This window comes from Streptomyces sp. 13-12-16 (assembly GCF_002114215.1).
In the GTDB taxonomy this organism is placed as follows: Bacteria; Actinomycetota; Actinomycetes; order Streptomycetales; family Streptomycetaceae; genus Streptomyces.
The window spans coordinates 1-5,086 of record NZ_NCTE01000359.1 but is presented as its reverse complement, the minus strand read 5'-3'; the positions used below and the strand labels follow the sequence as shown (position 1 = coordinate 5,086).

Genomic DNA, 5,086 nt, shown 5'->3' with positions numbered 1-5,086 from the left:
AAAAATTCCCGCTTTGTCCCCGCCTGTGGACGAAGGGAGTTCACCCGTTGCGGCCCCCCGTTCGTCAGGCGGGTGCCGGCGGGCGGCCCCCTATGTGTTCCACCGCCTGCGCGCCCGCCCGGCAGCCCTCCCGCGCCGCCTGCTCCGGGCCGGCTCCCGCGAGCAGGGCCGCGAGGAACGCGCCCGTGAACGCGTCACCGGCACCCGTGGTGTCCCGGGGCACCGCGGGTACGGCCGGGACGCGGGCGTACACCTCCCCCGACCGCGCGAGCAACGCGCCCTCGGCACCCTGCTTGGCCACCACCAGCGGAACGTGCCGGCTCAGCCGCGCCGCGGCGTCCGCGACCTCGGACGCCCCCGTGAGCAGGCACGCCTCGTCACGGCTGGGCAGCAGGACGTCCACGCCCTCGACCAGCGACAGGAACCGGTCGACGCCCAGCCGCACGAGGAACCCCGCCGACGCCGGATCCAGACTCACCGGCACCCCACGGGCCCGCGCCGCCTTCGACGCCACCGCGACCAGGGCCCTGCTCGGCTCGCTGAACAGCAGGTAGCCCGACAGATGCAGCCGCGCCACCCCGTCCAGCAACGCGTCCGACCAGTCACCGGGGTCCAGCCGCAGCGACGCGCCACTGTCGGTGAGGAACGTCCGCTCGGCCGCCGCACCCCCGTCGACCAGGCAGATCACCGTCCCCGTCGGCGCCTGTCCGTCCACGACCAGCAGCGGACGTACCCCGCAGGCGGTCAGCTCCCGCTCGTGCCATGCCGCCGCGTCCTCGCCCACCCGCCCGAGGAGCCGCACCTCCGTACCGTGCCGACGCGCCGCCCAGCAGGCCACGTTGGCGCCCGCGCCGCCCGGCACCGTCCGGATCGCCGCCGCCGTGTCCGTCCCCGGCGCGAGCGGACCCCGGTGCCGGGCGACCACGTCCGTGATCACATCGCCGACGACCAGCAGCGCCCCGCCCCGCACGGCGTCCGTCACTCCCCGGCGGCCCAGGACGCCGCGACCCGCGCGGCCAGCCGTACGTTGCCCCGGACCGCCGCCAGGTTCGCGGCGAGGGAGGCACCGTCGGTGTGCCGGACCAGGTGGTCGAGCAGGAACGGCGTGACGGCCTGGCCGGTGACACCCCCCGCCTCGCACGCGCGCAGTGCCTCGTCGAGCACCCGCGTGTGCAGCCCGGGATCCAACTGCTCCTCCTCGGGGACCGGGTTGGCCACGATCAGCGCCGACTCCGGTCCGCCCAGTGCGTCCTGCGCCCGCATGACCTGCGCGACCTGCGCCGGGGAGTCCAGCCGCCAGTCCACGGGGTGCCCGGAGTCGGACAGGTAGAAGCCGGGGAAGCGGTCCGTGCCGTATCCGGCGACCGCCACCCCCAGTGTCTCCAGCCGCTGAAGGGTCGCGGGCACGTCCAGGATCGACTTCACGCCCGCGCACACCACGGTGATCCGCGTCCGCGCCAGCAGGCCCAGGTCGGCCGACTCGTCCTGGGTCACCGTCCACTGCCGGTGCACGCCACCGAGCCCACCGGTGGCGAACACCCGTATGCCCGCGCGCGCCGCCAGCAGGGCCGTGGCCGACACCGTGGTCGCCCCGCCGGCCCCGGCGGCCACCGCGAGCGGGAGATCACGGTGGCCCAGCTTGCGGATGCCGTCCTCGTTGGCGACCCGCTCCAACTGCTCCTTGTCCAGGCCGACCCGGGGCCGCCCGTCCAGCACGGCGATCGTCGCCGGTACCGCGCCCTCCTGCCGTACGGCCGCCTCCAGCTCCAGCGCCACCTGGAGATTGCGCGGCCGGGGCAGCCCGTGGGCGATGATCGTGGACTCCAGGGCCACCACCGGGCGGGCCGCGGCGATCGCCTCCCGTACCTCTTCGGACACCATGAGCACCACGTGCCTGCCTCCTGTCTGCCGGTTCTCCCTCATCTCTGGCGGGCCGGGCGCCGGGCCAAACCCCCTTGCGCGCCGTCACGGGTGTCGCGGAGGCTGGGGACCATGACGGACAACACGACCCGCCTCGACCACATCGTCCTGTGGGTGAGCGATCCCATCGCCGCCGCCGGTTTCTACGAGAAGACCGTGGGCCTGGAGCCCGTCAGGCTCACCGACTACTCCGTCGGCGAGGCGCCGTTCCCCTCGGTGCGGGTCAACGAGGAGACGATCCTCGATCTCATGCCGCGGGCCAAGGCGGAACGCATGCGGATGCTGCCCGGTGCCGCGGAGAGTTCGGGGCACCCCGTGAACCATGTCTGTCTGTCACTGACGGCCTCGGCCTTCGACGCCTTGCGCAGTCGGCTGGAGGAGGGTTCCGTGCCGGTGTCGGACGTCTCGCACGACTCCTTCGGGGCGCGGGGTCCGGCACGGCGCAGCTTCTACTTCCGTGACCCGGACGGCAACGTGTTCGAGGCGCGGCACTACGACTGAGCGGGGGCTCTGCGGGGCGCACCGGCACTGGTGTGGGCCGGGGGGTGTTCGCGCTGCCCGGCGCCTACGGGGTGCCTCCCCGCTCCCGGCCGCGCTCGGACGGGCCCCCATCGCCCTGGGGCGCCTCCCAGGCCCTTGGGGCACTGGGGAGGCCCGACTGCCCGCGGGAGCAGTGGGCTAGAACAAAGGTTCGGGGAGGACGCCCTCCAGGGCCAGGAGGTGGCGTTTCGTCTTCAGGCCGCCGCCGAAGCCGCCTATGCCGCCGTCGCTCTCCACGACCCGGTGGCACGGTACGACCACCGGCAGCGGGTTCGCGCCCATCGCCATGCCCACGGCCTGGGACCCGCCGGGCCGGCCGACCCGGCGGGCCAGATCGCCGTACCCGACGACCGAGCCGAACGGCACCCCGGTGGCCAGCTCCCGCAGCACCTCGCGGTTGAAGCCCGAGATCAGCGACCAGTCCAGCGGCAGCTCGAAGTCCCGCCGCTCACCCGCGAAGTACTCCTCGACCTGCCGTATCGCCTCGGCCAGCAGCGGGGAGCCGGGCTCCTCGACGGGCTCGGTGCCGAGCCGCGACGCCAGCCGCTCCAGCGCGCTGCCGCGCACCTCGTCGGTGGCGTGGAACACGACGCTGACCAGGCCCTCACGGGTCGCGGCCAGCAGCAGCGGGCCGATGCCGGTGCCGACGACGGCCCACACCACCCGCTGCTCGTACTGCCCATGGCTGTCCATGCGCACCACCGTACGGCCCGCCACTGACAACGCCCCGGGCGGACGTCTCAGCCGCGCAGCGCGTCCCGCACCACGTCGGGCGTGTTGGTGATGATCCCGTCGACCCCGAACCCGGCGACCCGCCGGGCGGCGGCCGCGTCGTTCACGGTCCAGGTGCACACCTCCAGCGGCTTGCCGCGCGCCCCCTCGAAGGCGTGCACGGCGGCGACGTAACCGGCGGAGAGGGAACCGTGCGAGGGATTGATCTGGTCGGTGAAGGCCGCGTACGCGGGCAGGTCCGACACGGACGGCGTCCCGAGGAAGCCCGTCTTCACCGCGGGCCGCAGATCGTGGACCGTCCGTACGCTGTCCGCGCTGAAGCTCTGCACGACCAGCCGGTTCCGCACGTGCGAGCGGTCCAGCCAGCCCTCGTTGCCCAGCACCTTGACGATCTGCCGCTCTATGCCGGGATACAGCTGGGGGTTCTTGATCTCCAGCAGCAGCTTCTGCCGGTGCCGCTCGACGCGGTGCACGAACTGCTCCAGCGTCGGCACGCGCGCGCCCGCGTACGCGGAGCCGAACCAGCTTCCCGCGTCCAGCCGGGCGATCTCCGCGGCGGTGAAGTCCTTCACCTTCCACGGAGCCCGGTCGGGGAAGACCTCCTCGACGTCGGTGGTGCGCCGCAGGCTGTCGTCGTGCAGGACGACGAGTTCTCCGTCCCTGGTGCGCTGGACGTCGTTCTCCACCCAGTCGACGCCGAGCGCGGCGGCCTCGTCGACGGCCTCCAGGGTGTTCTCGGGCGCGTACGCGGACGCGCCCCGGTGGGCTATCACCAAGGGCTGCGCGGAGTCCTCCGCGGCCCGCGCGGGGGAGAGCGGGAGCAGGAGGGAGGCGGTGCCCAGGAGCGCGGTGATCGAGGCGGCGACGGCGCGTGCGTGCATGCGTACTCCTCGCGTCGAACGGTCACGGTCAGTCCAACTGTGACAGCAGAGGGTCGACGCGAGGCGAGTGCCGGATGGCCGTCGATTGAACGGTGTTGCCCAAACTTCGCACACTGATGCCACACACCTGGGGCAAGGGCGTGTTTCTTTGCCCGAAAGTCGTTCGACCATTCCGGTGGGGTCATACTCTCTGCGTCATCCCTGGCCGCCGTCACGGTGCCGGGAGGGGGGTGTATCAGGACGTCACGGGACATACGGGTCGGGAGGGAGGCCGCGCATGCAAGGCACGGTCGACGGATTCAGCTACGGCCTGGTCACACCGGTGGTGGCCTTCCTCATGGCCTGTCTCGGCGGCGCCCTGGGCCTGCGCTGCACCACCAGGGCGATCAGGATGTCCAGCTCCTGGCGTCCCGGCTGGCTCGCCCTGGGGGCCGCGACCATCGGCTCCGGCATCTGGACGATGCACTTCGTCGCGATGACGGGCTTCACCGTCGAGGGCACGCCGATCCACTACGACCGGCTGATCACGTTCGCGAGCCTGGCCGTCGCCATCGTCATGGTGGGCATCGGGGTCTTCATCATCGGTTACAAGGGCGCCTCCGGAACGGCCCTGTTCACCGGGGGCACCATCACCGGCCTCGGCATCGCCTCGATGCACTATCTCGGCATGGCCGGGATGAGCCTCGACGGATACCTGGAGTACGACGTCCTCACGGTCGCCGTGTCCGTGGCCATCGCCATGGCCGCCGCCAGCGCCGCCCTGTGGGCGGCCGGACAGGTGCGGGGCTTCCTGTGGAGCGTGGGCGCCAGCGTCGTCATGGGGCTCGCGGTCACCGGGATGCACTACACCGGCATGGCCGCACTCGAGGTGCACGTCCACGGCACGGCCGAGCCCGTCGCGGGGGAGCCGGCGGCCGCCCTGCTCGGGCCGATGATGGTCGGCCCGCTCGCCTTCCTCGTCCTCGCGGGCGTCGTGGTGATCTTCGACCCGCTGATGGTCGCCGGCGGGCCCG

6 protein-coding genes are annotated in these 5,086 nt (G+C 72.8%); 2 read left to right on the top strand and 4 right to left on the bottom strand.

What is annotated here, in order from left to right:
* Positions 1-64: 64 nt before the first annotated feature.
* Both B7767_RS15145 and B7767_RS15140 read right to left on the bottom strand, forming a co-directional pair.
* A complete protein-coding gene (locus B7767_RS15145) occupies positions 65-997 on the bottom strand; it encodes a carbohydrate kinase family protein (protein ID WP_085572654.1) in 933 nt (310 codons plus the stop codon).
* Positions 979-1,890 carry a pseudouridine-5'-phosphate glycosidase gene (locus tag B7767_RS15140; protein WP_085572649.1) on the bottom strand — a complete coding sequence of 304 codons (912 nt, stop codon included), beginning with the start codon at positions 1,888-1,890 and terminating at the stop codon, positions 979-981. The genes B7767_RS15145 and B7767_RS15140 overlap by 19 nt, the downstream gene beginning before the upstream one ends.
* A gap of 102 nt (positions 1,891-1,992) precedes the next feature.
* On the opposite strand from B7767_RS15140, the gene B7767_RS15135 reads away from it, so the two are divergent.
* Complete coding sequence (locus B7767_RS15135; RefSeq protein WP_085572648.1) at positions 1,993-2,421, top strand: VOC family protein; 429 nt, start codon at positions 1,993-1,995, stop codon at positions 2,419-2,421.
* A gap of 177 nt (positions 2,422-2,598) precedes the next feature.
* Here B7767_RS15135 and B7767_RS15130 read toward each other — a convergent pair whose 3' ends face one another.
* Positions 2,599-3,153 carry a methylated-DNA--[protein]-cysteine S-methyltransferase gene (locus tag B7767_RS15130; protein WP_085572647.1) on the bottom strand — a complete coding sequence of 185 codons (555 nt, stop codon included), beginning with the start codon at positions 3,151-3,153 and terminating at the stop codon, positions 2,599-2,601.
* A 47-nt stretch (positions 3,154-3,200) separates the two neighbouring features.
* Complete coding sequence (locus B7767_RS15125) at positions 3,201-4,073, bottom strand: glycerophosphodiester phosphodiesterase family protein (RefSeq protein WP_085572646.1); 873 nt, start codon at positions 4,071-4,073, stop codon at positions 3,201-3,203.
* 277 nt (positions 4,074-4,350) lie between these two features.
* On the opposite strand from B7767_RS15125, the gene B7767_RS15120 reads away from it, so the two are divergent.
* Positions 4,351-5,086, top strand: a 736-nt coding sequence (locus B7767_RS15120) for an MHYT domain-containing protein (protein ID WP_085572645.1), incomplete at its 3' end; no start/stop codon positions are given.